The organism is Marinobacter sp. MIT930201, from assembly GCF_047122665.1.
Classification (GTDB): domain Bacteria; phylum Pseudomonadota; class Gammaproteobacteria; order Pseudomonadales; family Oleiphilaceae; genus Marinobacter; species Marinobacter salarius.
In genome coordinates this window covers 1424380-1447432 of record NZ_CP138916.1, presented here as the reverse complement: position 1 = coordinate 1447432, position 23053 = coordinate 1424380, and the positions used below count along the sequence as shown (strand labels likewise).

Annotated in this window: 23 protein-coding genes; 11 read left to right on the top strand and 12 right to left on the bottom strand. The window is 58.3% G+C overall.

Annotated features, from left to right (window positions below; genetic code table 11):
* Positions 1 to 28 precede the first annotated feature (28 nt).
* Both gluQRS and dksA read right to left on the bottom strand, forming a co-directional pair.
* Entirely contained in the window at positions 29 to 901 is an 873-nt protein-coding gene (gluQRS, locus tag SIC19_RS06755; RefSeq protein ID WP_075195708.1) for a tRNA glutamyl-Q(34) synthetase GluQRS, read from the bottom strand.
* Positions 902 to 955: 54 nt separating this feature from the next.
* Positions 956 to 1396 (bottom strand): RNA polymerase-binding protein DksA, encoded by a 441-nt coding sequence (gene dksA, locus SIC19_RS06750; RefSeq protein WP_075195707.1) that lies wholly within the window; start codon positions 1394 to 1396, stop codon positions 956 to 958.
* Between the two features lie 175 nt (positions 1397 to 1571).
* Between dksA and sfsA the strand changes: the two genes are divergently transcribed.
* Positions 1572 to 2300 carry a DNA/RNA nuclease SfsA gene (sfsA, locus tag SIC19_RS06745; RefSeq protein ID WP_075195706.1) on the top strand — a complete coding sequence of 243 codons (729 nt, stop codon included), beginning with the start codon at positions 1572 to 1574 and terminating at the stop codon, positions 2298 to 2300.
* 19 nt (positions 2301 to 2319) lie between these two features.
* Here sfsA and SIC19_RS06740 read toward each other — a convergent pair whose 3' ends face one another.
* Positions 2320 to 3948: an AAA family ATPase gene (locus SIC19_RS06740; RefSeq protein WP_228712276.1), complete on the bottom strand. Its 1629-nt coding sequence runs from the start codon at positions 3946 to 3948 to the stop codon at positions 2320 to 2322.
* Positions 3949 to 4028: 80 nt separating this feature from the next.
* Between SIC19_RS06740 and mrcB the strand changes: the two genes are divergently transcribed.
* Positions 4029 to 6353, top strand: a complete 2325-nt coding sequence (mrcB, locus tag SIC19_RS06735) for a penicillin-binding protein 1B (RefSeq protein WP_289601067.1) — start codon at positions 4029 to 4031, stop codon at positions 6351 to 6353.
* Complete coding sequence (locus SIC19_RS06730) at positions 6350 to 6925, top strand: tetratricopeptide repeat protein (RefSeq protein WP_127402099.1); 576 nt, start codon at positions 6350 to 6352, stop codon at positions 6923 to 6925. The genes mrcB and SIC19_RS06730 overlap by 4 nt, the downstream gene beginning before the upstream one ends.
* A 56-nt stretch (positions 6926 to 6981) precedes the next feature.
* On the opposite strand, the gene SIC19_RS06725 is transcribed toward SIC19_RS06730, so the two are convergent.
* Positions 6982 to 7908 (bottom strand): DUF4382 domain-containing protein, encoded by a 927-nt coding sequence (locus SIC19_RS06725; protein WP_036203268.1) that lies wholly within the window; start codon positions 7906 to 7908, stop codon positions 6982 to 6984.
* Between the two features lie 307 nt (positions 7909 to 8215).
* Here SIC19_RS06725 and SIC19_RS06720 point away from each other — a divergent pair, with 307 nt between their 5' ends.
* The 4 genes from SIC19_RS06720 (at position 8216) to SIC19_RS06705 (ending at position 11296) form a co-directional block, all read left to right on the top strand.
* Positions 8216 to 8731 carry an RNA polymerase sigma factor gene (locus SIC19_RS06720; protein WP_036203271.1) on the top strand — a complete coding sequence of 172 codons (516 nt, stop codon included), beginning with the start codon at positions 8216 to 8218 and terminating at the stop codon, positions 8729 to 8731.
* Between the two features lie 10 nt (positions 8732 to 8741).
* Positions 8742 to 9443, top strand: coding sequence for a zf-HC2 domain-containing protein (locus SIC19_RS06715; protein ID WP_127402098.1), 702 nt, complete (start codon positions 8742 to 8744; stop codon positions 9441 to 9443).
* Positions 9440 to 9838 carry a hypothetical protein gene (locus SIC19_RS06710; protein ID WP_127402097.1) on the top strand — a complete coding sequence of 133 codons (399 nt, stop codon included), beginning with the start codon at positions 9440 to 9442 and terminating at the stop codon, positions 9836 to 9838. Before SIC19_RS06715 ends, SIC19_RS06710 begins: the two co-directional genes overlap by 4 nt.
* A 141-nt stretch (positions 9839 to 9979) precedes the next feature.
* A complete protein-coding gene (locus tag SIC19_RS06705; protein ID WP_127402096.1) occupies positions 9980 to 11296 on the top strand; it encodes a tetratricopeptide repeat protein in 1317 nt (438 codons plus the stop codon).
* Positions 11297 to 11337: 41 nt separating this feature from the next.
* Here the strand turns inward: SIC19_RS06705 and SIC19_RS06700 are convergent, their stop codons facing one another.
* The 6 genes from SIC19_RS06700 to SIC19_RS06675 all read right to left on the bottom strand — a co-directional run bounded on the left by SIC19_RS06700 (position 11338) and on the right by SIC19_RS06675 (position 17579).
* The gene (locus SIC19_RS06700; RefSeq protein ID WP_127402095.1) at positions 11338 to 12258 is read right to left on the bottom strand and encodes a lipase family alpha/beta hydrolase; all 921 of its coding nucleotides are present in this window, start codon (positions 12256 to 12258) and stop codon (positions 11338 to 11340) included.
* A gap of 331 nt (positions 12259 to 12589) precedes the next feature.
* Positions 12590 to 13870: a glutamate-1-semialdehyde 2,1-aminomutase gene (gene hemL / locus SIC19_RS06695; RefSeq protein ID WP_075195701.1), complete on the bottom strand. Its 1281-nt coding sequence runs from the start codon at positions 13868 to 13870 to the stop codon at positions 12590 to 12592.
* Positions 13871 to 13873: 3 nt separating this feature from the next.
* The gene (gene thiE, locus SIC19_RS06690) at positions 13874 to 14587 is read right to left on the bottom strand and encodes a thiamine phosphate synthase (protein ID WP_178380786.1); all 714 of its coding nucleotides are present in this window, start codon (positions 14585 to 14587) and stop codon (positions 13874 to 13876) included.
* Positions 14575 to 15276: a bifunctional hydroxymethylpyrimidine kinase/phosphomethylpyrimidine kinase gene (gene thiD, locus SIC19_RS06685; protein WP_144402153.1), complete on the bottom strand. Its 702-nt coding sequence runs from the start codon at positions 15274 to 15276 to the stop codon at positions 14575 to 14577. Before thiD ends, thiE begins: the two co-directional genes overlap by 13 nt.
* A 98-nt stretch (positions 15277 to 15374) precedes the next feature.
* The gene (gene hemJ, locus SIC19_RS06680; RefSeq protein WP_075195699.1) at positions 15375 to 15797 is read right to left on the bottom strand and encodes a protoporphyrinogen oxidase HemJ; all 423 of its coding nucleotides are present in this window, start codon (positions 15795 to 15797) and stop codon (positions 15375 to 15377) included.
* Between the two features lie 3 nt (positions 15798 to 15800).
* Positions 15801 to 17579, bottom strand: coding sequence for a chloride channel protein (locus SIC19_RS06675; RefSeq protein ID WP_075195698.1), 1779 nt, complete (start codon positions 17577 to 17579; stop codon positions 15801 to 15803).
* 133 nt (positions 17580 to 17712) lie between these two features.
* Between SIC19_RS06675 and argC the strand changes: the two genes are divergently transcribed.
* The 4 genes from argC to erpA all read left to right on the top strand — a co-directional run bounded on the left by argC (position 17713) and on the right by erpA (position 20393).
* Positions 17713 to 18750, top strand: coding sequence for an N-acetyl-gamma-glutamyl-phosphate reductase (gene argC / locus SIC19_RS06670; protein ID WP_127402094.1), 1038 nt, complete (start codon positions 17713 to 17715; stop codon positions 18748 to 18750).
* A gap of 9 nt (positions 18751 to 18759) precedes the next feature.
* Positions 18760 to 19500 carry a DUF6776 family protein gene (locus SIC19_RS06665; RefSeq protein ID WP_036203295.1) on the top strand — a complete coding sequence of 247 codons (741 nt, stop codon included), beginning with the start codon at positions 18760 to 18762 and terminating at the stop codon, positions 19498 to 19500.
* A gap of 1 nt (position 19501) precedes the next feature.
* On the top strand, positions 19502 to 19978 hold the full coding sequence (locus tag SIC19_RS06660) for a bactofilin family protein (protein WP_036203298.1): 477 nt from the start codon (positions 19502 to 19504) through the stop codon (positions 19976 to 19978).
* 61 nt (positions 19979 to 20039) lie between these two features.
* The gene (erpA, locus tag SIC19_RS06655) at positions 20040 to 20393 is read left to right on the top strand and encodes an iron-sulfur cluster insertion protein ErpA (RefSeq protein WP_036203301.1); all 354 of its coding nucleotides are present in this window, start codon (positions 20040 to 20042) and stop codon (positions 20391 to 20393) included.
* Positions 20394 to 20402: 9 nt separating this feature from the next.
* Here the strand turns inward: erpA and SIC19_RS06650 are convergent, their stop codons facing one another.
* Positions 20403 to 21500: an anhydro-N-acetylmuramic acid kinase gene (locus SIC19_RS06650; protein WP_036203304.1), complete on the bottom strand. Its 1098-nt coding sequence runs from the start codon at positions 21498 to 21500 to the stop codon at positions 20403 to 20405.
* A 5-nt stretch (positions 21501 to 21505) separates the two neighbouring features.
* Positions 21506 to 22927, bottom strand: a complete 1422-nt coding sequence (locus SIC19_RS06645; protein WP_075195723.1) for a peptidoglycan DD-metalloendopeptidase family protein — start codon at positions 22925 to 22927, stop codon at positions 21506 to 21508.
* Positions 22928 to 23053 lie beyond the last annotated feature (126 nt).

Genomic DNA, 23053 nt, shown 5'->3' with positions numbered 1-23053 from the left:
GCTTGTGAAAAGGTTTATAACACGTCGTTCACCGGGCTGTCAGGTGAATCCGCTCCGGCGCCCAGTTGGCTGCGGCCCGGGCAAGCAGGGTACCGATGTCTGATGCCCCTGCCAACAAACGTTGATCCTGTCCTAATGCGGCGAGGGCCTGTTTCAGGTTGTCTTTCGCTTTCCGGTCATCCAGGGCTGGTGCGTGGTTTTGCTTGCTAAGCTTCTGACCATCGGCGTTGAGAATAACCGGAATGTGCATCCAGTGAGGTGGTGGAGTGCTCAGTGAACGATAGATCTGCTGTTGCTGTGCGGTCATGTCCAACAGGTCGGAGCCCCTGACGACGTGGCTGATTTCCTGGTCGATGTCGTCGGCAACCACCGCCAGTTGGTAGGCGTAGAAGCCTTCCTTTCGCAGGATAACCGGATCGTCCAGTTCGGCGTGTATCTTCTGCAGTTGCGGGCCCAGTAATTGGTCGTGCCACTCGCTGCGCTCTTCGTGAAGGGCAAAGCGGACAGCGAACGGACGTTCTCCCGGTTCGGCCTTCCCTTCACGACAGTGCTCCGGATGGCGCCCATCATTTTCCCGCAGTTGCTTTCGTGAACAGGCACAGCGATAGGCCAGCCCTTGATGGAGTAACTGGTCGATCAATGTGCGGTAGTGGGCGTGGCGCTCTGACTGAAAGCGCACTGGTTCGTCAGAGTGCAGGCCGTGGGCGTCCAGGCTCTCCAATATACGCTGGGTGGCTTCGGGGGATTCCCGTAGAGGGTCAAGGTCTTCGATCCGCACCAGCCAGGCGCCATTGTGACTACGAGCCTCCAGGTAGCTGGCAACCGCGGTGACCAGGGAGCCAAAATGCAGAGGCCCGGTTGGAGACGGCGCAAATCGGCCGCGATAATGGGAATCAGTCATGGCTGGCGAATACCGGCCCCGGGTTCGGGAGCCGGCATACTCAAAGGCCTGGGATCAGATGCCAGTCTGGCGCTCGCGAATTTCAGCGAGGGTCTTGCAGTCGATGCACAATGTCGCGGTTGGCCGTGCCTCGAGGCGACGGATACCGATCTCAACGCCGCACTGGTCGCAGAAGCCGTAGTCGTCCTTGTCGATGCGGTCGATGGTCTGGTCAATCTTCTTGATCAGTTTGCGTTCGCGATCACGTGTTCTCAACTCCAGGCTGAATTCCTCTTCCTGGGTTGCACGGTCACTGGGATCCGCGTAATTTGCCGCGTCTTCCTGCATATGGTGCATCGTGCGGTCCACTTCTTCCATCAGTTCCTGCTTCCATTGCAGCAACAGATTCTTGAAGTGCTCCAGCATTTCCGCACTCATGTAGTCTTCACCCTTCTTCATTTCATAAGGGGTGAAGTTGGTAAAACGTTCGCGTGGTTGTTCTGCAGTATTTGCCATTGAACCCGGCCTCATGTTTGTACTTCGCAAGAACGCTATATTTCCGGCGACCAGCGAATACTGGCCGGTTGTACCCTGGAAAAAGCATTCGTCCTGAAACGGGAATTTGCGGAAAATAGCAGATTAGTCACAGGGGTGCCAGCCTTGTGATGCCTACTTTTGCACGGAGACCAAAATGAAGTTGCCCGCACCATTGATCGAAGGCCGGCTAATACGGCGCTACAAGCGGTTCCTGGCTGATGTCCGGTTGCCGGATGGCAGTGAGGTCATTGCTCATTGTCCCAACACGGGCTCCATGCTGGGGTGTCAGCCCCAGGATGCCCGGGTATGGCTGAGTACCAGTGACAATCCCAAGCGCAAGCTGAAGTATACCTGGGAGCTGGTTGAAACTACTCCGGGCGAGGTGGCCTGCATCAACACGGCGCGACCGAACGCGCAGGCCCGTGAAGCCATTGAAAATGGGGGCGTTCCGGAGCTTGCCGCCTACCAGACCTGCAGGGCAGAAGTGCGTTACGGCACAGAGAAAAGTCGGATCGATCTACACCTGTCAGGTCACGAGCATCATCCGGATGCCTGGGTTGAGGTAAAAAATGTGACCCTATGTGAGGACGGGCAGGGCTTTTTCCCCGATGCCGTAACCTCCCGTGGCCAGAAACACCTGCGGGAACTGATGGCGCAGGCTAGGGCAGGCGAGCGTGCGGTGCTGTTTTTTGTGGTCAATCACACCGGCATCGACAGCGTGCGGCCCGCCGACCATATCGACAGCGCCTACGGTGTGCTGCTTCGTGAGGCAAAGGCGGCCGGCGTTGAGCTGCTGGCATATAGGGCGGAGCTTTCCGGCCCGCAAGGGCCGGATGGCGATATCTCGCTAGGTGAGGCCGTGCCGGTTATTCTGGACGCCTGAGTTGGTTACTTCAGGCGCTTTACATCCCGGGAAGGCCAAAATGTTGGCGGATTCGGTCTGCGACCGCCTCCCCCACATGTTCCTGGTCGGTATACAGGTGAATGGTGTGGGTTTTTTCCTCGGTGGTAAGAGGCTCAAGCCAGGCTTCCTGTTCTTCCAGGAATTCCTCGGTGGCTTCGGAGGCATCACCTGAGCGGTTGCGAGCCCATTCCTTACGGCTTTCCAGGGGCGCTTCGCAGTGCAGGAGAGCGAACGGCATGCCCCGGCTCTCCGCCACGTCCGCCATCATCTCCCGCTCGGACTGTTTCAGGCAGGCAGAGTCTACGATGACCGGCAGGCCGCTGGTCAGCAAGGCGCCGGCCAGTTCGGCCAGGCGCTCATAGGTGCGCTGGTTGGCTTCTTCGGTGTACAGCTTCTCACCGGTCGGGGATTTGCTCTGGTCCAGCGGGCCCAGGCCAAAGAGTCGCTTGCGCTCCACGTCCGAGCGCAGCCGGATCAGCCCCAATTCCGCCGCCATGGAGCCACTGACGCAGGATTTGCCACTGGCGGAGAGCCCGGTGGTGGCCAGTAGATAAGGGTTGGGTATGGCGCTGTAGTCTTCCGCCAGTTGGGCGTAATCACGGTAGCGCTGCATCAGGCCTTCCCGCTCGGAGTCGGTCAGCGATGGGTTGCCGAGAGTGAATAGGGCAATCTTGGCGCGGACCATGGCGCGGTAGGCCTTGTAGAGGGGTAGCAGCGACAGGGCCTCGAAGTCACCCCGGTACTCCAGGTAGGTATTCAATACCAGGTTCGCCAGCTCGGGCTCACGGCGGGACTCCAGGTCCATCAGCAGGAACGCCAGGTCATTGATCACGTCTATCCAGCGGAAGGGCTCACTGAACTCGATGCAATCGAATACTGTCACGTCGCCGTCATAGATCGTGATATTTGCCAGGTGCAGGTCGCCATGGCACTCCCGTACAAATCCGCCCTCGTAGCGCTCGGAAATCAGGGCCGATTGGCGCTCAAAGGTGCTGCGGGTCCATTGCTCCAGGTTGTCGAGCTGAAGCAGGAGCACGTCATCGTCAATCATCGGGCGGATCTGGTCGAAGTTTTCCTGCATCGCAGCGAAGACTGCTTCCGGCGTTCCCAGTGGTTTGCCGGATTCAACCGGTCGTTGGCTGTCGTGGAAGTCCGCGGCCTGCCGCGCGAGGCTGGTGAGCAGCTCAGGCGTGAGTTTGCTGTTTTCCTGTCGCACGTCAAACAGTTCGTTCTGGTCGAACTGGCGCATGCGAATGGCATACTCGAACGCGTCCTCCTGGCCACCGAGCGCCGGAGCCTCGGTCGAGCCGGTGATGGGCACTACGTCGAGGTATAGATTGTTGGCGAGACGCCGATTCAGCCGCAATTCCTCTTCGCAAAAATGCTTGCGCCGCGCCAGGGTCGAGAAGTCGAGAAAGCCGAAGTCCATCGGCTTCTTGATTTTGTAGGCATAGTCGCCGGTCAGGATGACCCATGAGATGTGCGTTTCGATAACCTGAAAGTCTTTCACCGGGTGGTCATACAGCGCCGGATTCTGCAGTGCCAGAATCAGGTTGTCGGAAGGTGCGTCGCTCACGGCTCTCTCCTTGGGTTCCTTGAACTCGTTGATTTTTATCGCCCCCATCATAACGAGCAAAACGGGCAGATTACAGAAATAACACACGGATGACCTGCCGTACCGACGCCCGGATTCGTTATAATCCCGCCATGAAAAAATCTGCTTCCCCCCGGAAATCGCCCAAGAAAAACACCCGCAAGGGAAAGTCTGCCCGCCGGCCCTGGTTCTGGCGCCTGTTTCTGCGCGTCTTTTTTATCGGCGTGGTGCTGCTCGCCGGTTGGATGGTTTACCTGGATGCAGTGGTCACCTCCCGCTTTGAAGGCCGTCGATTTGAAGTGCCCTCTCGAGTCTACGCGAGACCACTGGAGCTGTATGACGGCGCGAGCGTCAGTTCGGGGGCTCTGCAGCGGGAGCTTGAGCTGTCCGGCTACCGTGCCGGGGATGGCAGCCGGGCAGGTACCTATCGTCGCAATGGCGGCCACTTTATTATCAGCACTCGGGGTTTTCTGTTTACCGACGGGCTGGAACCTCGTAGACGCCTGTCGCTCAACATATACAGCGACCAGGTGCAGGATTTCCGGGTACTGTCGGGCGACCCTTCGCCGATTGTGCGCCTGGAACCGGCCCAGATCGGCGGTATCTATCCCGCCCACAAGGAAGACCGGGTGTTGGTGCAGCTGGCGGATGTACCTGAACTTTTCACCGATACGCTATTGGCCGTTGAGGACCGCAATTTCCATGACCATGTCGGGATCGCCCCGCTATCGATTGGCCGGGCAATGCTGGCCAATATCCGTGCCGGGCAGATCGTGCAGGGGGGCAGCACGCTGACCCAGCAGTTGGTGAAAAACTTCTTCCTGACCCGGGATCAAACCTTGTTGCGCAAGGGCAACGAAGCCCTGATGTCGCTGCTGCTGGAGCTCCATTACGAGAAAAACGACATACTGGAAACCTACGTCAACGAGGTTTACGTGGGGCAGGCCGGCACACGGGCCATTCATGGGTTCGGGCTGGCCAGCCAGTTCTACTTCGGCGAGTCGATTCGTGATCTTCAAGCCCATCAGATTGCCTTGTTGGTCGGCCTGGTGAAGGGGCCGAGCTACTATAATCCCCGACGCCATCCGGACCGTGCCCTGTCCCGTCGCAACCTGGTCATTGATGTGATGGCTGAAACCGATCTTATCAGCGAAGAGGATGCCGCCAGGGCCCGTGCCCAGCCGCTGGGTGTTACGAACCAGGCTTCATACTCTGAAAACCGGTACCCGGCCTACATCGATCTGGTTCGTCGTCACCTGGCCCGGGATTACAAGCAGGAAGACCTGCAGAGTGAGGGGCTTCGCATCTTCACCACCCTGAACCCCGCGATCCAGTATGCGGCGGAATTTGCCGTCAAGGATATGCTCGGGCGAATGGAGGGGAGCTCCGATACCACGCTGGAGTCCGCCATGGTGGTGACCTCGCGGGACAGTGGAGAGGTGTTGGCCCTGGTTGGTGGGCGTGACCCGAAATACGCCGGTTTCAATCGCGCCGTGGATGCGAGCCGTCCTATCGGTTCCCTGGTCAAGCCGTTCGTATACCTGACGGCGTTGCAGAACCCGGATCGGTATACCCTGATCACACCTGTCGAGGACAAGGGCTTCTCCCTGGTGTTCGACGACGGACGCCGCTGGGAGCCTGAAAACTACGATAAGGAACAGCGCGGCGAGGTGCCCCTGCACAAGGCGCTCTCCCACTCGTATAACCTACCTACTGTGCGTGTAGGGCTGGATGTGGGTATCGGCGCTGTGAAGTCTACCTTGCAGGGATTTGGCGTTCCCGGGGGTATTTCGGACTACCCATCAATGTTGTTGGGCTCAGTCTCCATGACGCCGGTAACGGTCGCCCAGATCTATCAGGGGCTGGCTACGTCCGGTTTCAATACGCCCCTGAGAACCATTCGGCAGGTCACCGATGCCGAAGGCGAGGCCCTGTCTCGCTATAGCCTGAAAGTGGACCAGGTAGCGGATCCCGCCGCGGTACATCTTGTCCAGTATGTTATGCAGGAAACCATGCAGGAAGGTACCGGGCGTTCCGCGTACCGGACCGTGCCACGAGAGCTCACGCTTGCAGGTAAGACCGGAACCACCGATGATGGCCGCGATTCCTGGTTCGCCGGTTTCAGCGGCGACCTGCTGGCGGTGACCTGGGTTGGCAGGGACGACAACGGCCCAACGTCTCTGACAGGCGCCACCGGCGCCTTACCGGTGTGGTCCCGGTTTATGAGCCAGGTACCGCAGCACGGCTTCTCGCCGGTGGTGCCGGATGGGGTAGAGTACCTCTGGGTCAATCCCGACGAAGTCGCCCTGACAGAAGAACATTGTGACAATGCACGCCTCGTACCGTTCATCACCGGCAGTGAGCCTGATGTGAAGGTTTCCTGCGGAGGTAATATCGAGCGGCGGATACGGGGCTGGTTTGAAGGACTTTTCCAATGAAATCGAACACGTTTACATGCGCTGGTTTATTGGCTCTGTCGCTGACGGTGGCCGGTTGCGCCTCTGGCCCGGGCGGTGGCTCCATTTATGTGCCAGCCGGTGATCGGTCATCCCCTGACGAGGCGCCCCAGCCGCCACAAACCGGTGAGCCTCGTGACGAACCGCGGGTTGAGCGTAAAAGCGAGCAGCCTGATCAACCTGTGCGGCAGCCAGAGCGCACGGCCCCCAGCTACCAGGATGAGGGTGACGCACTGTCGCCGGCAGCACGAAGCCTTATCCAGCGGGCGGACAGCCTGATGGCGTCCGGCGAGACCCAGGCCGCCGTGGCGCAACTGGAGCGGGCACAGCGAATCGCCCCACGCTCGGCGCAGGTGTACTTCAAGCTCTCACAAGCCTACGTGGCACTGGATCAACTGGGTTCGGCGGAGCAGTTCACGTTGAAAGGGTTGTCTTTGGCCGGCAGCAATTCGTCATTGCAGCGCTCGGGATGGCTGCTGCTGGCGGATATCCGGCGTGCCAGGGGGAATGTGGCTGGGGCGGATCAGGCGGAAGCCCGGGCGGCAAGCCTGTAAGCGAGAAAAGCCCCAGCGGAAGTCCGGTGGGGCTTTGGGTTGCCAATCAGCGTTGCTTACGGGGCTAGTGGGATGGTTTCCGCTTGCGCCTCCGTACTGGCTTCCACGGTTACGTTCTGTGTGCCGTCGAACTCCAGCGCATCGGACATCTCGTTGTCATCCAACTGGCAGGAGTAACTGACGGTGTAGTTCCCCGCGGTCAGGAACGCAGCGGTGTAACTGTACAGGCCGTCATTCTCGTTAGCCGTCACCGGCACGACCATTAGCGGTCCACCTTCTTCGTTCACGTTTAGGTCGGTTGGTGTTACATCCGCGCCTTCGTATATGTACGCAGAACCTTCATAGGCGCAGTCTGCGAGCGTCTCGTCGTTCAGGCGGGTGGAGTTGATGAGAGCGTAATCCACCTGGCCGCTGATGGAGCCCACTTCCAGATTGTCAATCAGACGCAGCGCCGGTTTGAGGTAGTAATCAGCCTGCCCACCCTGAGGGTCTACGATTGACTTACGAACGTCGAAGTCCACGGTAAAGTTGTGGTCGCCACCTTGGGCGATACCAAATCCGCTGACGAGCTTCAGGCCGGTCTGAGCTCCGGAGGGGATGAACAGTGTTTTGCGACCGCCACCCTCTTCTGAGACATAGGAGTTGTCGACATCCAGGGCCAATCGGATCCACTCGTAGTCACCTGCGGGGAGCTCCTCATCTTCCAGTAGCGGCGCCTGGTTACCGCCCTGGAGGGTCAGAAGGTCCAGTGTCTTGGGCTCATCAAAGGTAAACACCAAGGCTTCACCATCGGCCGGTTTCACGGAAAGTCCTGTGAAAGTAATAATGACTTCTGAGAACTGCGCGGTTGGGGCATCTGTTACGCCAAACGAGGCAGTGCCGGTTGCCTCACCGTCACTGCTGTCGCTACCGCTTCCTCCACAGGCAGCAATGGCTGCAGCCAGTGCGGTAATGCCAAAACCTTTGATCAATGCATGGTTCATAAGTTATCTCCGGTACTTTTTCGGTGAGCTCGTTGCCCAACTTTGTTGGTATGATAGCCGGCTTCCGTTACCCTCTTGCGGAACCCGATGCGTGGGGGTACAACGCTCGGGTTCCGCCAAAAGTTCCGGGTTGGCGTATTACAGAGTGTACATATTGACGTTTCGCATCAGCAGGTGAGCTCAGCTCGCTCCGTTAAAAGCCGATTTAAATGGATGTCCAAGGGTTAGTATTTTGGCGTTAATACCTTTCAGGAGGGCTGCAAAGCCCGCACGCTTTGAGCAGCTGGTCCAGCCCAACCTGGAGGCGATGTACCGTTTTGCTTTCCGGTTGTCGGGCCAGCAGCATGATGCTGAGGACCTGGTGCAGGATGTGGTGGTCAAACTTTATCCCCGCCTTGAAGAGTTAGAGGGCATTGAGCAGCTTCGTCCGTGGCTTAATCGGGTCCTGTACCGTCACTTTATTGACCAGGTGCGCCGCAAGGGCCGCCGTGCGGATAGGCCCGTGAGTGACGTGGTCGAACCGGATCAACAGGCCAGCTTCCTTGACTCCTACGCCTCGGATGTGCCGGAACTGTCCGAACAGATCAGCGCTGAACGCCTGAAACCCGTCATGGACTCTGTCATTCAGGAGCTCTCACCGGAGCTGCGCACACTCATGTTGTTGCACGATGTGGATGGCTGGAGTCAGGAAGAAATCGCTTGCGTACTGGAAATACCCGTGGGTACCGTGAAATCCAGGGTTCACCGTTGCCGGGCATCGCTGAAGAAAAAATTGCTTGAAAGGCCGGAACTTTTCCAGCAGGCCGGGCGTGTGGAGCAATGAGGTGATGGAAATGTTGTGTATTGAGTGCAAAAACAATCTGCGTTCCTGGCTCAGGAGCGAACTATCCGCGGCGCAGGCCAGCCGTGTTGAGCAGCACATTGCCGTGTGTAAAAGCTGTTCCATCGCCGCACATAATGAAAAAGTAATCCTGGACTCTTTGCGGGCCAGCCAGTCGGTGCCGGCGCCCTCGAATGGTTTTGAGGAGCGGATGTTGGCAGCCGCCACAGGGCAGGGTGGACAATCACGAACGGAGGCTTTGTCCCGTCGCTGGAGTACGTCTGCAGCCGGTGGCGCCATCGCGGCGGCTTTGGTTGTTGGCATCGCATTGGGTTTTGGTTGGAATTCGGACCGAGAGCCTGAGACCGACGTGGCTTCCAGTGTCCCGCAAACGGGCGGTGAGAAGAGTCTGGTCGCGGAGCCTGTGGCGCGTAATGTTCGGCTTGCTTTCAGCTCCAGGGAAGCTTTGGATGGCGTTACCCTTACGGTGGAATTGCCTCCGCACGTGGAGGTTGCCAGTTACCCCGGGCATCAGAAACTCAGTTGGAAAGTGGATTTGGATAAAGGCGAAAATGTAGTGAACCTGCCGCTCAATATTCTGTTTTCAGGCGAGGGTGATCTGGTTGCCCATCTTGACGACGGTCGGCGAACGAAGACGTTCCGCACCAGTCTTGACCGTGCTGAGGGTAAAGCTGCTCAGGAGCCTTCGTCATGAAGCCGAGCTTCTGGCAGAGAGTTGCTATTGGCAGTTGCCTGGGGTTGTTGCTGGCAAATCCCGTAACTGTCATGGCATCCGACGACCTTGATGTAACCATGCGAATGGTTCTCGATAACGAAGAGCTGACCGAATCGGTTGTCCGCGAGATAGAGCTCAGCGAGCCGGTAGCCCTTGAGCGTCGCAAGAACGAGACGGCTAAGCCCAACGATGGGCTTGAGGAGGCGCCAGGTGCTAGCCGTGCCCGTGAGGCACGTGAAAAAGCGCGCGGGGCAGCCCGGTCTGCGGCCGAGCGTGCCCGGGAAGTCCGCGAACAGAACAGGCAGCGTGGGCGCCCCGAGAAACCCGAACGGCCGGAGCCGCCAAATCGCCCTGAACGCCCCGATTTTCCCTGACTCGGGTCTCAACAGATTGTAATGCTCCCCCGCAACGACGGATCCCTTCGTCCCTTGTTATACTCCGGACTTTGCCGAAACCTCGCCTGACGTTTTTCAGGTGTGGGCATCGTACACAAAACCGTATTCCCGGAGTGACGTTTGCGACGTTCAATATTGATCACGTTCTTCACGCTACTGGTAGTTGCTACCAGTGGTTTGATGGCAAAGACAGAGCCAGCCGGACGTTCTGATTTCGAAGCCGGCGTGGACGCATTCAGCGAGGGTGAGTTGACGAAGGCCCTGGCGCTTTTCGAGCAGGCCAGGGCCGTTGGCATGAATACTCCCCCTCTCCTTTATAATATGGGCGTTGTGTATTTCCGGCTCGGACGGCATGAGCTGGCTGAAGCCGTTTTCCAGGAACTGCTGGACACACCCCATGCGGCTCTGGCCCGGTATAACCTGGGGTTGGTCAAGTTGGCATCGGGTCAACAACGGGCTGCACAGAAATGGTTTGAGCTGGCCGCGGGGCCGGATTCGCCGGAGAAAGTCCGAGTCTTGGCTCGTCGTCAACTTGATGAATCGGAACAGTCCGTTCAGGTCGAAGGTTTGAATGGCAGTGGCTACCTTGCCGCTGCCGGTGGTTATGACGACAACATCGCTGGAACCCCGGATGACGCTTCAAGCAACCAGGCCGGCGGCTTCGCGGATCTGCTTGCAGCGGGAAGCGTTAACCTGGGGGCCAGTGATTTCAGCCTGCATGGCGTCGCCTATACCCGTGAGTACTTCCAGAATTCTGAATTTGACAACAGTTACCTCAGTACTGGCATATCCTGGTTGCAGGGTGTGGGCGCGGGGGAGTTAACTTCCACTCTTAGCCTGGCGAACTCCTGGTTTGGTGGCGATGCTCTGGAACGGCAGGTCCAGCTGGAAACAGCTTATCAACCCGGCTATTGCGTTGTCGGTGTCGGGGGAACCGGGTTTGATTGCGCCCTGAGCGGGTCGGTTACCACCACTAAGGGCGGGAGCGGCTTTAGCGCCTATGACGGGGAAATGTTACGGATCGGGGCAAGCGCTGAAAAAGGCATTGGGCGCTGGGTTGTCAGTGGCCGGTATCAGCTTGAGGTCAACGACCGGCAGGACCTGGAAACCCAGCAGGAGTTTTTCAGTGTGTCGCCACTACGAAATCTGGTGTCGGCCGAGGCGCGTTATAGAATCTCGGACCGGTTTTCCGTGGGAGGCAGAGGGGACATCCGCCATTCCCGATACATGGATAAACATCGGCTGCTATCAGGCTCTGGTGTGGCTTCCGAGCGTCGTACAGATAACCGTCTGCGAGGTATTTTGCTGGCAGAGTACCGTGTTACGAGCCAATGGCTGATGCTTGCGGAGTGGAGCATGATGAACAATCGCAGCTCCATCGAACGTTATGATTACAGTCGTCGCGAGGTGATGGTCGGCGTTGAAATGGGCTTCTGATTTCCCGGGCGGGAGTGTTCCCGGCCGGGAATTGGCCTGAATCAGAGGCCGGCGTTCCGGAGTCGGTTGGCCTGCTGCTGAAAGACGGTTTTTGGATCAGTCTCGAACAGGCTATGCAGTCCAAGAGCCTGATTCACCTCATCCAGGTGGTTCATGAAATAGTTATCACGAATCACTTTGCCAAAATGGCTGCTGCAGCGGCCTACCAATCCATCGTTGGGGCTGAACGTAAACGCCAGGCTGGTGGTGCCCAAAAGTACGTCGGATGGGTCCAGCACGTTGGTCAGTACGCCAGTGCCACCCCATGAATAAAAGCGCACGCCGTTGCTGGAATAGGCACCTTCACCACAGGCACTGGCCGGAACGCCGGCGGGGGCGAAGTTGTTGAACTCGGCGCTGCCTTCGGTGGTGAGTGAGTAGAGGCTGGACTGGAGGTCCTGATTGTAGCCGCCACCGGAGAGCAGGTCGATCAGGCTGCCCAGTGCGTTACCCAGTGATGCCGCAAGACCGTCCGCCGGAGATCCGTGGATCAGGTCTGCAACCGGTGAGCCTTTGTGGGGGGAGCCCACGGAGGTTACCGAGGCCACCAGATCCGGCCTTACCCGTGCGACGTATCGAGCGGTGGGCCCGCCATGGCTGTGGCCAATCAGGTTTACCTTGCCATGAACCGCTGCGATTGAGGCGATCTGTGGTAGCAGTGCCTCACCCCTGGCGATGGTGCTGTCCAGAGCGGGTACCTGGGTGGTGTAGACATCGGCACCGTACTTGCGCAGGTCTTCGGCAATGCCATACCAGTAGTCTACCCCCGCAATTGAATCGAATCCGAACATACCGTGAACCAACACCACCGGATAGCGGGTGTCGGTGTAGTTGGATGGCGTGGAATTCCACCACCAGGCCATTGATGGCGCCGACCATGCCAGTGCCACCAGCATGGCGAATACCTTGATCCATTGTTTCATTGTTGCACCTACAGTTTGCTGTTGTATTTATTGTCAAACTGCGGCTCGACCTAACAGGTTGTGCCGACTACTGCATTTTGGGGCAGTCCAAGGCAGTACTGCGTGGCGTCCATGCGCTGACTTCTGTCTTGTGATTGTTAGATGGTCGCAGTCAGTGCATCTCTTGTCCGAGATCTGACCATAATTTGATCATAGGGTGAGTGAAGTCAACGGCAGGAGGGGCCGGGGCGGTTTGGGCGGTCAGAAGTGTGATGCGGGTCACCCCTGGGGCCCCGAAAGACATGTCCCTGTTGCTGACAGGCTTTCGGGGTCAGGGATCAATCGGTCGCGTTCAGAGCGTTTTCATGACACGGCGTGCCGCTTCCGTTGTCTGTCGGATGTCGTCATCGGTCAGGGCTGCGCTGGTAAAGCCGGCCTCAAAGGCTGAAGGCGCCAGGTAAACACCTTCCTTGAGCATCCCCTGGAAGAATTTTTTGAACCGCTCTACGTCGCAGGCCATGACCTGGTCGAAGCGTGTGATCCTGGGGGCGTCGGTAAAGAAGAAGCCGAACATGGCGCCAGCACTTTGCACTGCCAATGGGACGCCGGTGCTGTCCGCAGCCTCCTTTAACCCATCGCGCACGGCATTGGTCTTTTCCGTCAACCGGTCATGGAAGCCCGGCTCTGAAATGGCGTTCAATGTAGCCAGCCCGGCACACATGGCCAGCGGGTTGCCACTCAGAGTTCCGGCCTGGTAGACCGGTCCCAGTGGCGAAATGTGTTCCATGATCTCCCGCTTGCCGCCAAACGCGCCAACAGGCAGGCCGCCGCCAATCACTTTGCCCAGGGCGGTCAGGTCCGGTGTGACACTGTAGAGTTCCTGAGCGCCACCGAGGGAGACACGGAAGCCGGTCATGACCTCATCGAAAATCAATACCGTGCCGTGCTCGTCGCATACCTCCCGCAACGCTTCAAGGAAACCGGGGACAGGCGGTATGCAGTTCATGTTGCCCGCCACTGGCTCAACGATGATGGCTGCGATTTCATCGCCCATTTTTGCGAAGGTTTCCCGAACACTTTCAATATCGTTGAACGCCAGGGTCAACGTATGTTCCGCGAGGCTGGCGGGAATGCCCGGTGAGTTGGGGACGCCCAGGGTCAGCGCGCCGGAGCCGGCTTTCACCAGCAGTGAATCCACGTGGCCGTGATAGCAGCCTTCGAACTTCACGATCTTGTCTCGGCCGGTATAGCCGCGGGCGAGTCGAACCGTGCTCATGGTGGCCTCGGTGCCGGAATTAACCATGCGCACCAGGTCAATGGAAGGGACCAGTTCGCAGACCTTCTTGGCCATTTCGGTTTCGATCGCTGTCGGTGCTCCGTAACCGATGCCCTGATCGACCTGGGCATGGAGCGCATCCTTGATGATCTGGTTGCCGTGGCCAAGGATCATGGGCCCCCAGGAACCGATGTAATCGATGTAGCGGCGATCGTCTTCGTCGTACAGGTAGGCGCCGTCGGCGTGTTTGAAAAACAGCGGGGTACCGCCGACTCCCCGGAAGGCCCGGACTGGAGAGTTGACGCCTCCAGGGATGTATTTCTGAGCCTGTTCGAATAGGGTTTCGGACTGGGTCATGGTTCAGGACTCCTGAGATACGGACGATGAAAAAAGTGGGTGATGTTGCGCAAACAGCTGGCTAAATCGGCGTGCGCGCTCTTCAATGGTGGCAACGTCACCATCGAACAGGCCGCCGACCACGGCCAGCAGGTCGGCGCCGGCGCGGATCAGGCCTTCGCCGTTATCTATAGTAATGCCCCCAATGGCGGTTACGGGTTTGCCAAACTGCCGTGACTTGGTCAGAACTGAAGGCTCGGCAACGGGGGCGTCAGGCTTGGTGGTTGAGTTAAAGAAGCGGCCGAAGGCCAGGTAGTCGGCGCCGTCCGCATCCGCCCGGGACGCCAGTGCCAGGTCGGCATGGCAGGTTGCACCGACGATGGCATGGTCACCAAGCTGCCGTCTGGCCAGGGCCAGGGAGCCATCGGACTGACCCAAGTGCACACCGGCGGCTCCGCAGCGACGGGCCAGTTCAGGATCATCGTTGATGATCAGCGGCACGCGGGCATTGTGGCAAAGGGCCGCCAGGTCCTGCGCCTGTTTCAGCCGTTCTGGCTCCGGCGCCTTTTTTTCACGGTACTGTACCAACACGGCCCCGCCTCGAAGGGCCGCCTCAACCGCGACCAGCAGTCGGTCTTCCGGTAACAGTTGGCTGTCGGTAATGGCGTAGAGGCCTGGCTTCAGGCCCTTGGCGATGGCCTGGGCACTGAAAGTGCCGGAAGGCGTTAGCTCTGCCATGGAATGCCCCGGTCGGGTACCGGTTGCCCTTTGCCGACTCGCAGTGCGTGCCGGATCGCACGGAGGACATAGTCCTGCGCCTGGTCAATCGCTGCCCCGGCTGAGAGGCCTGATGCCCTGCCAGCGGCGATCGAGGCCGCCAGGGTGCACCCGGTGCCGTGATACTCACCACCAACCCGCTCAACGTAAAAATGGGACGGTTCTTCAGACTGGTGGTAGAGAGTGTTGATGATGTCCTCGCCTTCGCCATGCCCCCCCGTGGCCAGTACGGACTGGCAACCAGCGTTTAGCAGCTTGCGGGCCGCTTGCGCCGGATCTTCGTTCTCGCCCAGCAGGGCCAATTCAATGCTGTTGGGCGTAATCATCTCTGCGTGTCGGAACAGGCGTTCCTTCATGCGTGCAATCAGCGCTTCGTCGGCGAGGTCGCCGCCACCGGCGGCCTTGATCACCGGATCGGTAATCAGAGGGATGTCCGGGTGGTTGGCGAGAAAATCCACCAGTACATCCACCACATCGGCGTTGCCGAGGGCTCCGGTTTTGATGGCATGAATGGGGGTGTCCCCGGCCAGGCATTCCAGTTGTTGGCGGACGATGTCCGGGTCCGTTGCGGTGGCGTTGTAGACGTTCCGGGTGTCTTGCACGGTCAGGCAGGACAACACAGGCAGCGGGTGACAGCCCAGGGCGGTCACTGCCTGGATATCAGCCTGGATGCCGGCGCCGCCGGAGGGATCCAGGCCAGAAATAATCAGAACGTGAGGACGGCTGTTAAGGTTGATAGTCGGGCTCCTCAGAAGGGTTTGACGACAGCGAGAATGACGATGGCGACCAGTGCCAGAACGGGCATCTCGTTAAACCAGCGGTAGAACACGTGGCTACGGGTGTTCTGGTCATCGCGGAACACCTTCACCAGATGTCCGCAGTAGAAGTGGTAGCCGATCAGCAGGACCACCAACAACAGTTTGGCGTGAATCCAGCCCTGGCTCATATAACCTTCGATATTGTAACCGATGAGCCAGAGACCAAAAACAACCGTTGCTACCATAGACGGTGTGGTGATTCCCCGATAGAGCTTGCGCTCCATGATCTTGAAGCGCTGGCGGCCAGGTTCGTCCTCACAGGCGGCGTGATAGACGAACAGTCTTGGCAGGTAGAAAAGGCCGGCGAACCAGCACACCATGGACACAATATGCAGGGCTTTGACCCACAACATTCATCAACTCCGTCGGTATTGGTAGTAGCTCTCGATATCCGATTTCAGCACAACGCCATAGACGCGCTGGATCATCGGGGCAACATGACGCTGCACGTAGAGGGCTTCTACGCTGGTCTGGTCAAATTCGTTCAGTGCTTCTTCCAGGGTCGCCTGGTACTGCACCGGTGCGATGTCCCGGCGATTGGCGGGAATGTCCATCAGGTCAATCTGCTCTGGTGTTGTGTCTTCTTCGCTGTCCGTTGCCGGCGCTTTGGTGTCTTCCATGTAGCGAGCAAGATCCACCGCCGGCAGCAGGCCAGTGGGGCCGCTACTGCCTTCCACCACCAGCCATTTTGGTTCGGATTTGAGGATTTTTCTGGCTTCTTCACGCGACAGGAAGCGTTCGGTGCGCAGGATGTTCCTGTCCATGATGGCGCCAACGGACACGCGCCGTAAAGCCTGGATAACCGGCGAGTTCTGGTAACTCAGGCCCTGGCTCTTGAGTATGGTCAGGAACAAAGATTTCTTGCCAAAGGCTTCGCTGGTTACCAGGCTCGAGGTCGTAATGATCAGCATGCCTGGCAGAATAATGTGGGGATTCCTGGTAAGTTCCATCAGCGCCATGAGCGCTGCCAGTGGCGCCTGCAGCACGGCCCCCATCATGGCGCCCATGCCCAGCATGGCGTAAAAGCCCACGGACGATGCCATATCCGGCAGTATCTGGGCGCCAATCAATCCCATGGCTCCTCCCAGTGTGGCTCCCATGAACAGGGTGGGGCCAATCACGCCGCTGGGCATGCCAAGGCCGAGGGTGACCGAAGTGATCAACAACTTGGCGATGCCGGCGCCCAGCAATAGCCAGAAGGGCAGTTGGTTGTCGATCGTGAACTGCACCGTGTCGTACCCGATCCCCATCACTTCCGGTACAACGATGGCAAAGGGCACCATGAGAAGTCCGGCGATGGTGAGTCGCAGTAATACCGGGCGATGGTGGTGGCGGCCGGTGGTGTCGATCAGTTGTATAAAGGCCGCCGCCGCGACCCCGATAATGATTGCAATGGCGATGATCCAAGGGATTTCCAGCAGGGAGTTCATGGTCAGCGGCGGCACACTGAACGCTGGCTCCGAGCCGTACGCGGCCTGGGTAACCACCGCCGCGGTCACGGATGCCAGGATGATGGGGGTGAAACCGGCGATGGTGTATTCCATCATCACCACTTCCATGGCAAAAATAACGCCGGAAATCGGGGTGTTGAACGACGCGGAAATAGCGGCCGCGCAGCCGCAGGCAACCAATGTCCGGATGCTGTTGTTGGGTAGCCGCATCCATTGCCCCATCAAGCTGGAGATGGCCGCCCCAAGATGTACGGCGGGGCCTTCCCGGCCGGCGGATTGGCCGGTAACAACGGTGCTGACACCGGTGGCGAACTGGACGAGGGCGCTGCGAACGGAAATATAGCCCTGATGGTAGTTCAGGCGTTCCATGACGTGCACGATGCCAACCTTGCGGTCGTGGGTTGCCAGGTTGTGCATCAGCAGGCCCAGCGCAATGGCGCCGGCCAACGGCAGGATGGCGCGGGTAAGAATGTCCAGCTCTTCAAACGACTCGGAGCCGTCGCCAGGCAGGAAGTACTCGAGTGGCCATTCGATGGCCAGGCGAAAAACCAGAATCACGCCACCGGTAAACAGGCCGGATAGCAATCCGAGAACCGCCAGTTGTGGCAATGCGTCGACACCGGACAGCCGGCGCCGGAAAACCGGGATCAAGTTTCCAGTGATCTTGTTTCTCAGTTTACGCATGAACGCCGGTTTTCCAGGGACGAGTGGTTTCTTGACGATATTGTAACCAGCGCCGCTCGGGCTGCAATAAGTCATTGGTTTATCATGTTAGACTATGGGTGTGTTATGAACCCGATTTCAGCTGGAGAAACAGGTGATAAAAGTAGGCATTGTAGGTGGAACCGGTTATACCGGTGTTGAGCTTCTGAGGATTCTTGCGGTTCATCCGGACGTGACGGTGAGTTGCATTACCTCGCGTTCCGAGGCCGGCATGCCGGTCGCAGATATGTATCCGAACCTTCGCGGCCACTACGACCTTGCCTTTTCCGAGCCGGACGTAAAAACGCTGGCAGCCTGTGATCTGGTCTTTTTCGCCACGCCCCACGGTGTGGCCATGCGGATGATGCCGGAACTGATGGCTGCCGGAACCCGTGTTGTGGATCTATCAGCGGACTTCCGCCTCCGGGATCTGGATGTCTGGGCCGAGTGGTACGGCATGCCTCATGAAAGTCCCGAATGGGCGGAGAAAGCGGTTTATGGCCTGCCGGAAGTGGTGCGGAACAAGATCCGTACAGCACAACTGGTGGCTAACCCGGGCTGTTATCCCACAGCTGTCCAGTTGGGCTTTCTGCCATTGCTGGAGAGCGGGCTGGTCGATCCGTCACGACTGATCGCGGACGCCAAGTCGGGCGCCAGCGGTGCCGGACGTCAGGGCAAGATCGGTATGCTGCACGGTGAGGTGGGCGAGAGCTTCAAGGCCTATGGCGCATCTGGCCATCGCCATCTCCCGGAAATTCGTCAGGGCCTGTCCCAGGCGGCGGGTGGTGATGTCGGTGTTACCTTCGTGCCACACCTGATTCCGATGGTCCGGGGGATCGAGGCAACGCTATACGCAGAGCTTCGGAACCCTGCTGATTTTGACCGTCTCCAGTCGCTGTTCGAAGACCGCTTCCGGGATGAGCCTTTTGTGGACGTGATGCCATTTGGCAGTCATCCGGAAACCCGCAGTGTCCGTGGTGCCAACAACTGCCGTATGGCTCTTCACCGGCAGGAGCAGAGCAATCTTGTGATCGTTTCATCGGTCATTGATAACCTGGTAAAAGGTGCGGCAGGGCAGGCGGTCCAGAACATGAACATCATGTTTGACCTCAAGGAAACCCTCGGGCTGGAAGCGCCCGCGCTGCTACCATAGGTCTGACCGGTGAGCGAACACAGAAAACCCGCTGAAGAATACGTTGTCATCCGGCATCGCCCGGGGTACCGGCTGCGCCGAAGCTTGATATTGCTGACGTTTTCCATCCTCGCTGCGGTGCTGGGGTATGTGACCGGTATGGCGCAGGGTGGATTCCGTTTTTCAACTGCCGAAGAGTCCCGCGACCTGCTGGAAGAGCAGGTTGAAGACCTTCGAGAGCAAAACCGCGAGGCCAGCCAGCAACTGGTCAACCTGGAGCGGGGGCGAACCATAGATGCACAAGCCCTGAATCAGGCGAGAAGGAGCATTGTTGATCTGGAAACCCGGATCGCGTCACTGAAAGCGGATCTGACTTTCTATAAAAACATCATGGCACCTTCGGAAACCAGCAAAGGGCTGCAGGTGGATCGGTTCACGATGCAGCAGGGGCGCCAGGACGACACCTATGGTTTTAAGCTGGTGCTCACGCAGATCGGTGACAACAAGAGTTATATATCGGGCGTGGTCGCGGTGAACGTCATTGGTATGCGAAATGAAGAGAAAGAAGTGATCGCGCTGAGGGACCTGTCGGACGATATCGACGATCTGGGCGTCAAGTTCCGCTTCCGGTATTTTCAGGATATAGAGGGGCTTTTACGAGTGCCGGACGGTTTCGAGCCGGTTGAGCTGCAGGTGGTCGCCCGTGCAGAAGGCAGTAAATCGTCCCAGGCCGAACGAACTTTTGATTGGGATGAATTGACGGAGAACTAAAATGCTTGGCAAAAAGAAACAGAAACCTAGGCGCCCCGCTGGGCACTTCGATACCCTGGTTTCGTCCCGCACGACGGTTAAGGGGGATGTGCATTTCTCCGGCGGACTGCATGTGGATGGCACTATCCGCGGCCGGGTCGTTGCCGAAGAAGGCGGCGACGCGGTGTTAAGGGTGTCTGAGGTGGGTTCCGTGGAGGGTGACATTGTCGCCCCTCATGTGATCGTAAACGGCACGGTTCACGGCGATGTGTACGCGTCAACGCACCTTGAACTGGCCGAAAAAGCCTCCATCCATGGCAATGTCTATTACAATCTGATCGAGATGGCTATGGGCGCGTCCGTTAACGGGAGCCTGGTTCACCAGAACGAGCCCGCGGGTTTGTTGAGCAGGGACAAGCAATCTGATGCTGCCGGCAGAGTCATTCCTGAAGAGAAGCAGGCGGAGGAAGAGTCGGTAGAGGTACCTGGCAAGGAATAGTTGATTGTTTTAGTCAGGAATATGATAATCAGGTCAGATTTTTCTGTAACCGGAGGCGGACTTGAGTGTAGTTCAGCAACAGGCAATCACACCGCTGTTTTTCAGTGACAGCGCGGTATCCAAAGTACGGGAGCTGGTGGATGAGGAGGGCAACTCCGACCTCAAGCTTCGCGTGTTTGTGACCGGTGGCGGCTGTTCCGGTTTCCAGTATGGTTTCTCATTCGATGAAGCGCAGGATGAGGAAGACACGGTCATCGAAAGGGATGGCGTGATGTTGCTTGTGGATCCTATGAGTTACCAGTATCTGGTCGGGGCAACCGTGGATTATCAGGAAGGGTTGCAGGGGTCGCAATTTGTCGTTCAGAACCCCAATGCCAGCTCCACCTGTGGCTGTGGTAGCTCCTTCTCGATCTGACGTGCGTGTTCAGGCGTAGTACACCGCCCCAAGTATTCTTTTCCCCTCTGCGCCTGTAACTTCCGGAACATTGCCGGGCTTGCCGGCGAGTGTCTGGCTTGCGAGCCAGGCAAAGGCCGCCGGTTCTACCCATTGCGGGTCCAGGCCCAGGTCATCTGTTGACGCGAGGCGGGCCGGGCTACAGGTTCGCTGCAGAGCCCGCATCAGAATCCTGTTTTTAGCACCGCCCCCACACGCAAATATTGTCATTCCCGGCGATTGCGGCAACTGCTGCGCGACGGATACTGCAGTTAATTCGAGCAGGGTGCGTTGTACGTCGGCGCCGGAAAGGTCCGGGTGACGACGTAATTGAGTCCTGATCCACTCAATATTGAACTTTTCGGTACCCGTGCTCTTGGGTGGCTGTCGCGAAAAGTAGGCATCCGAAAGCAGGTCGCTTAGCAGTGCCTGATTGATCTCCCCTTCCTCGGCCCATGCGCCATCCTCGTCAAACGCCCGGCCAGTCTGATCCATGCACCAGGCATCCATCAGCGCGTTCGCAGGGCCTGTATCAAAACCGGTGATCGGCTCATTGGCGCCCGCTGGAAGGTGGGTGATATTGGCGATGCCGCCAAGATTAAGGATGCACCGGCTCTCGCCTTCAGCGCTAAAGAAGGCTTTGTGGAATGCCGGCACCAGTGGCGCTCCTTGACCGCCTGCTGCCAGGTCGCGCCGCCTGAAGTCTGCCACGGTCGTGATGCCGGTTCGTTCAGTGATAACAGTGGGATCGCCAATCTGCAGGGAAAAAGGTGCTGAACTATCAGGGTGGTGACGTAGGGTCTGGCCGTGACTGCCGATGGCGTTGATGGATGAGGCCGGGAAACCGGACTTCCCGATCACAGTTTCCGCCGCGAGGGCGAACAGTGAGCCGACGGCGTGATCAAGCTCGCCGACATCATCCGGCGTTCCCCGGTTCTGGCCGAGATTGACCAGCCGTCTGCGTATGTCGTCCGGGTAGGCGGTGGTGTGGGTGGCATGCACCTGGATTGTTTGACCGTTGAACGACACCAGTATGGCGTCAATGCCGTCCATGCTGGTGCCTGACATCAATCCAATCCAGGCTTTCATTCAGTTCACTCGTCAGCGGCCAGGGCTAGATGCTGGTAGTTTTGGCGGAACAGTTCGAACTTGGCAACTTGCTGTTCCGCAAATCCCTTGAAGCGAGCCATTTCTGACTTGGGTACCGGTTTCGCATCAGGGAGCTTGACCGTTCGCGAGTTTCTCGGAGAGCCGTTGACCCGGAATTCATAATGCAGGTGGGGCCCGGTCACCATGCCGGAAGAGCCAACATGGCCAACGGTGTCGCCCTGCTTGACCTTGGTGCCGGTCTTGATGCCTTTGCCGAGACGGCTCATGTGGGCATAGAGAGTGGTAATGTTGTCGCCGTGCTTGAGAATGACCGTGCGGCCATAGCCGCCTTTCCATCCGGCAAACTGTACCCTGCCATGTCCAGCCGCCTTAATGGGAGTGCCTGGAGGCGCGGCGTAGTCAGTGCCCTCATGCGGGCGAACGACGTCCAGTACCGGGTGACGACGCTGAAGGTTGAAGGAAGAAGAGACGCGGGCGTTGATGGGTGTGCGCAGGAACGCCTTGCGCATGCTGCTGCCGTCCGGGCTGTAATAGTCAGTATCACCGTTGCTGTCAGTGTACTGCAGGGCAATAACCTCTTTGCCCCGATTGATAAAGCGAGCAGACAGAATGTTGCCAGTGTCGAATTTCTCGCCGTCCAGATACAGTTCCTCATACACCACTTCGAACCGGTCACCCTTGCGAACGTCGTATACGAAGTCGATGTTCCACCCGAAGATGCCCGCCATTTCCATGGCCAGTCTGTCGCTCATGCCGGCTTCGCGCGCCGCCACATAGAGGGAGCCGTCAATAACGCCTGACGCAAATGCCGGTTTAACGTCAGGCTCGCGGACCACGGTTTCGCCGGTAAAACCTTCTTCGGTTTTTTCAACGTGAAGGGTTTCCAGCAGGTTGCGCTGGAGGTCTATGGCAGCGAGTTCGCCGGCGTCATTGGTTGCAAACGCGATGGTTTCGCCAGCATAGAGCCGCTGAAGCTTATCGGCTTCGCCAGAGCCGTGGATCACAGACAGCATGATGCCGTCGTTGAAGCCGGCCTTGCCGAACAGGGATGAAAGTGTGTCGCCGGACTTGATCTTGTATTCCTGCCATTGCAGCTCTGGCTCGCTGACCTCAGCCATGGCCGCAGCGGTGTCCAGTGCTTCGGGTAGCTGAGGCTCGTCGCTGATGGATGCCAGTTCAGGTGCTACTGTTGCGTCTTCTTCTGGCATCTTGTCGGCAGCGGGCTGTTCGTTCATGCGGGGAGTCGGCTTGCCTGACGACTTGACGGTGCCTTCGTCGAGATCCAGCGAGTAAGCCATTCTATTGGCTTCTACATCGGCGCTGGGGCTCATCAGAATAGCGGCTGCAACGACAACACTGGTCGCAGCGGCAATGGTGATATGGGTTTTCGGAAACATTTTCAGCACGTGTCGCATCCGTTTTAATCGGTATTCCGGTAGGTTGTACTACCTAATTAAAGCTGTTGTTCAAGTATAGTCCAACAGATTACCGTATAAAATGCGCTCAGGACAGCATCAAACATTACCGTTACT

Coding starts and splice junctions, on each gene's coding strand:
- gluQRS (WP_075195708.1), bottom strand. CDS start 901: ATGACTGATTCCCATTATCGCGGCCGATTTGCGCCGTCTCCAACCGGG.
- dksA (WP_075195707.1), bottom strand. CDS start 1,396: ATGGCAAATACTGCAGAACAACCACGCGAACGTTTTACCAACTTCACC.
- sfsA (WP_075195706.1), top strand. CDS start 1,572: ATGAAGTTGCCCGCACCATTGATCGAAGGCCGGCTAATACGGCGCTAC.
- SIC19_RS06740 (WP_228712276.1), bottom strand. CDS start 3,948: ATGATGGGGGCGATAAAAATCAACGAGTTCAAGGAACCCAAGGAGAGA.
- mrcB (WP_289601067.1), top strand. CDS start 4,029: ATGAAAAAATCTGCTTCCCCCCGGAAATCGCCCAAGAAAAACACCCGC.
- SIC19_RS06730 (WP_127402099.1), top strand. CDS start 6,350: ATGAAATCGAACACGTTTACATGCGCTGGTTTATTGGCTCTGTCGCTG.
- SIC19_RS06725 (WP_036203268.1), bottom strand. CDS start 7,908: ATGAACCATGCATTGATCAAAGGTTTTGGCATTACCGCACTGGCTGCA.
- SIC19_RS06720 (WP_036203271.1), top strand. CDS start 8,216: ATGTACCGTTTTGCTTTCCGGTTGTCGGGCCAGCAGCATGATGCTGAG.
- SIC19_RS06715 (WP_127402098.1), top strand. CDS start 8,742: ATGTTGTGTATTGAGTGCAAAAACAATCTGCGTTCCTGGCTCAGGAGC.
- SIC19_RS06710 (WP_127402097.1), top strand. CDS start 9,440: ATGAAGCCGAGCTTCTGGCAGAGAGTTGCTATTGGCAGTTGCCTGGGG.
- SIC19_RS06700 (WP_127402095.1), bottom strand. CDS start 12,258: ATGAAACAATGGATCAAGGTATTCGCCATGCTGGTGGCACTGGCATGG.
- hemL (WP_075195701.1), bottom strand. CDS start 13,870: ATGACCCAGTCCGAAACCCTATTCGAACAGGCTCAGAAATACATCCCT.
- thiE (WP_178380786.1), bottom strand. CDS start 14,587: ATGGCAGAGCTAACGCCTTCCGGCACTTTCAGTGCCCAGGCCATCGCC.
- hemJ (WP_075195699.1), bottom strand. CDS start 15,797: ATGTTGTGGGTCAAAGCCCTGCATATTGTGTCCATGGTGTGCTGGTTC.
- SIC19_RS06675 (WP_075195698.1), bottom strand. CDS start 17,579: ATGCGTAAACTGAGAAACAAGATCACTGGAAACTTGATCCCGGTTTTC.
- SIC19_RS06660 (WP_036203298.1), top strand. CDS start 19,502: ATGCTTGGCAAAAAGAAACAGAAACCTAGGCGCCCCGCTGGGCACTTC.
- SIC19_RS06650 (WP_036203304.1), bottom strand. CDS start 21,500: ATGAAAGCCTGGATTGGATTGATGTCAGGCACCAGCATGGACGGCATT.